Source organism: Aeromonas sp. ZOR0002, assembly GCF_963866995.1.
Lineage (GTDB): Bacteria > Pseudomonadota > Gammaproteobacteria > Enterobacterales > Aeromonadaceae > Aeromonas > Aeromonas caviae.
The window spans coordinates 1,412-5,129 of record NZ_CAWMFQ010000266.1 but is presented as its reverse complement, the minus strand read 5'-3'; the positions used below and the strand labels follow the sequence as shown (position 1 = coordinate 5,129).

The 3,718-nt window shown below is 67.2% G+C and carries 1 protein-coding gene; it reads left to right on the top strand.

Annotated features, from left to right (window positions below; translation table 11 throughout):
• Window positions 1-3,718 (top strand): non-ribosomal peptide synthetase (locus AACR77_RS14390; protein WP_231563253.1); only part of this gene is annotated, 3,718 nt, incomplete at both ends.

The window sequence follows — 3,718 nt, the reverse complement described above, 5'->3', positions numbered from 1 at the left end:
CGAGGTGCACGGTCTGCCGCTCGACAAGCCGCGCCCGGCCCATCAGGACAGCGGCGGCGAGCTGGTCTTCTCCACCATCGAGAGCGACCTGTGGGAGAGCTTCAAGTGCCTGTGCCAACGGCACAGCACCTCCAACTTCATCGGTCTGCACGCCCTGTTTGCCTTGCTGATGGTGCGCCAGAGCGGCGAGAAGGAGGTGGTGATCGGCACCCCGCTCGCCTATCGCGAGCGCCACGAGATCGAGTCGCTGGTGGGTTTTTTCGTCAACACCCTGGTGCTGCGCACTCAACTCAGCGGCAAGCCCAGCTTTGTCGACTATCTGCAGCAGTGCCGGGAAGAGGATCTGGCGGCCTTCGATCACCAGCTCTACCGTTTCGAGGCGCTGGCCGAGGCCATCGGCGCCGATCGCACCACCGCCATCAACCCTATCTTCCAGATCATGCTGGTCTATCAGGCCAAGGTGGATTTCAACGATCTCATCCCCGGTTGCCAGCTGGTGGAGGAGACCTCGCCTGTGCTGCCGGCCAAGACCGACATCTCGGTCAAGGTGACCGAGCTGATGGACTCCGTCCGGGTGGACTGGCTGTTTGCCACCGCCCTGTTCGAGCGGGAGACCATCCAGGCTTATGCCGATCGCCTGCTGCACCTGATGCGCGCCGTGGTGGCGGCCCCCGAGACCGACATCTGGCAACTGCCGCTGGAGGCGGGCACCGACCAGGCCGCGATGGCCGCCGAGCTTGCCGACCTGCCGCGGGACTACCCGAGCCGCGACACCCTGCTCTGCCATATCGAGCGGCGCGCTATTCAGTTGCCGGACGCGCTGGCGGTCAGCGACGGCGCGCAATCCTTGACCTATGGCGAGCTGGAGGTGCGTGCCAACCGGTTGGCCTACTGGCTGCTGGCTCAGGGCGTCACCCCGGGCGCCGCCATCGGCATCCAGGCCAGACGCGATGTCGCCTTCGTGGTTGCCCTGCTCGCCTGCTGGAAGGCGGGGGCGGCCTATGTACCGCTGGATCCTGCCTATCCCGCCGAGCGACTGGCCCATATCCTGAGCGACGCCAGTATTGCACTGGTGCTCGGGGGAGAGCCGGACCCGCGGCTTGGCGAGGCGCTGGCGGGCACGACTGCCGAATATCACGATCTGCACGGGCTGGCGCTGGACAAGATGCCAACCAGCACACCCGTACTACCTCGGGACGCCGCCATGCTGGCCCAGATCATCTACACCTCCGGCAGCACTGGCCTGCCCAAGGGGGTCATGGTGGAGCAGGGCAGCCTGGTCAACCTGATGGCGGATCATGGTGAGCGCATCGCCCTTGGGAAGGATGGGGCCATGTTCAACTGCATGTCCCTCTCGTTCGATGCCGGCAACATGACCAGCTTGCTGCCGCTCTACTGCGGCGCGGCCCTGCACTTCGGCGAGCCGGGCGAGGGGGTGATCAGTGCCGCGATCGCTCGGGGTGCCAGCCATATGATTTTGCCGACCGCCCTGCTCGCCAACCTGCTGCCACCGGCGGAGCTCGGCTCCCTCAAGGCCATCGGTTTTGGCGGCGAGGCGTGCCCGAGCAGCCTTGTGGAGCGCTGGGGGGAGCGGGTGGCGCTGTTCAACATGTACGGCCCGACCGAGTGCACCGTCACCGCGCTCTGCGCGCGGCTCACTCCGGGGGCGCCCATCACAATCGGTCGACCCGTCAACAACCTGAAGGCGCTGATCCTGGACGAGGCGGGCAACCTCTGCCCGGTGGGGGTCCCCGGCGAGCTCTGCCTGGCAGGGCTGGGGCTGGCCCGCGGCTACCTCAATCTGCCAGAGCGCACTCAGGAGGCCTTTATCGAGCTGGCCTTTGATGCAACGAATGGGGAACGTACCCATCGCCTCTATCGCACCGGCGATCGGGCCTTGCTGCGCCGCGATGGCAACATCCAGTATCTGGGCCGGATAGACGAGCAGATCAAGCTGCGCGGCTATCGCATCGAGCCGGGGGAGATAGAGACCCGGCTTGCCGAATTGTGCCCGGCCATTCGCCAGATCAAGGTGGTGGTGCAGGAGGGGCGCCTGCTCGCTTACGCCTGTTTGCAGGCCGGGGCGAACGAGCCCGACGGCGATGCCCTGCTGCAGCGGGCCGGCGAGTGCCTGCCCGAATACATGGTGCCGGCGCGCCTCTGCTGGCTGCCCGAGATGCCGCTCACCCCCAACGGCAAGCTGGACTTGCGCCGCCTGCCCGCCATCGTCTGGCAGCAGAGCAAGGGCGAGCCACAAAACGAACTGGAGCAGACTGTGCTTGCCATCTGGCAAGGGGTGCTCAAGCAGCCCCTCGGGGTAGAGGATGACTTCTTCCGCTTAGGCGGTGACTCCATCCTCAGCATCCAGCTCACCACCCGGTTGCGGGATGCGGGACTGCACTGCAGCGTGAAGGACGTGTTCGAAGCCAAGACGGTGCGCCGCCTCTGCCGCCAGCTCGGCCAGCAGCAGGCCGTCAGCCACAGAAGCGAGCAGGGCAGCCTGACCGGCGAGTTCCCGCTCCACCCCATTCAGCACTGGTTCTTCGAGCAGGGCTTTGCCAAGCCCGGTCACTGGAACCAGGGGGTGATCCTGCGCCTGCCGGCCGGGGTGGACGATGAGGACCTGCGCGGCTGGCTGAATGCCCTGCGCCAGCACCACGATGCCCTGCGCTTGGCGGTGACCCCGACCGGCCAGCGCTACCTGGCCGAACTGCCATTGCCGCCGCTGCCGACCCTGGATGCCGCCAATCTCGATGAGGCTGAGCTGCAAGCCCGCCTGACCGAGCTGCAGGGAGATCTGGATCCTGCCAGCGGCCACACCCTGGCCTGGGCCCGCCTGCGCAATCTCTGCCTGGAAGGTGAGCGGGAGGGCGAGACGGTGGAGGGGCTCTTCCTCGCCTTCCATCACCTGGTGATCGATGCGGTCTCCTGGCGCATTCTGGCCGAGGATCTGGCACGGGTGAGCAGGGGCGAGCCGCTGCCTGCCAAGGGCAGCAGCTATCGCCAGTGGGGCGAGGGGCTCGCGGCCTACGCCAAACGGGAAGAGGATCAGCTTGGCTTCTGGCTGGCTCAGGGGGAAGGCAGCCAGGGTCACCTGCTGGAAGCGGCCCGCGCCGCCGATGGCCGCGCCGCCGCCAGCCTGTTGCAACTGAGTCAGGAGACCACGGCTCGTCTTATCGACACCGCCAACCAGGCCTGCTTCACCCGGGTGCCCGACCTGTTGCTGGCGGCCCTGACCCGTACCCTGAGCGAGCAGGGCTACGGCAGCCGTCACTGCGTGATGCTGGAAGGGCACGGCCGCGAGGCAATCGATGCTGAACTCGACGTGAGCCGTACCCTGGGCTGGTTCACCAGCACCTACCCGCTGGCGCTGGCCGATAGCGCGTCCTGGAGCGATCTCGTCTGCGACACCAAGGAGCGGCTGCGGGCCGTGCCGGGCAAGGGGGTGGGCTTCAATGCCCTGCGACTGCACCACCCCCGTGGGCAGGAGTTACCGCAAGCCCTTGTCGTCTTCAACTATCTGGGGGTCAGCCATCAGGGCGAGGCCGCTCAAGCCTGGCAGCCCCTGCCGCTGGCGCCGGGGGCACCTACGTCCCCTGACAACCTGCCGCGGGAGCTGGTCAGTCTGCACGGGGGCGTGTTTGATGGCCGCCTCACCCTGCGCCAGGTCGGCGCCCTCAACCAGCAAGGGAGCGACGCTCTGATGGCGCGGCTGGCG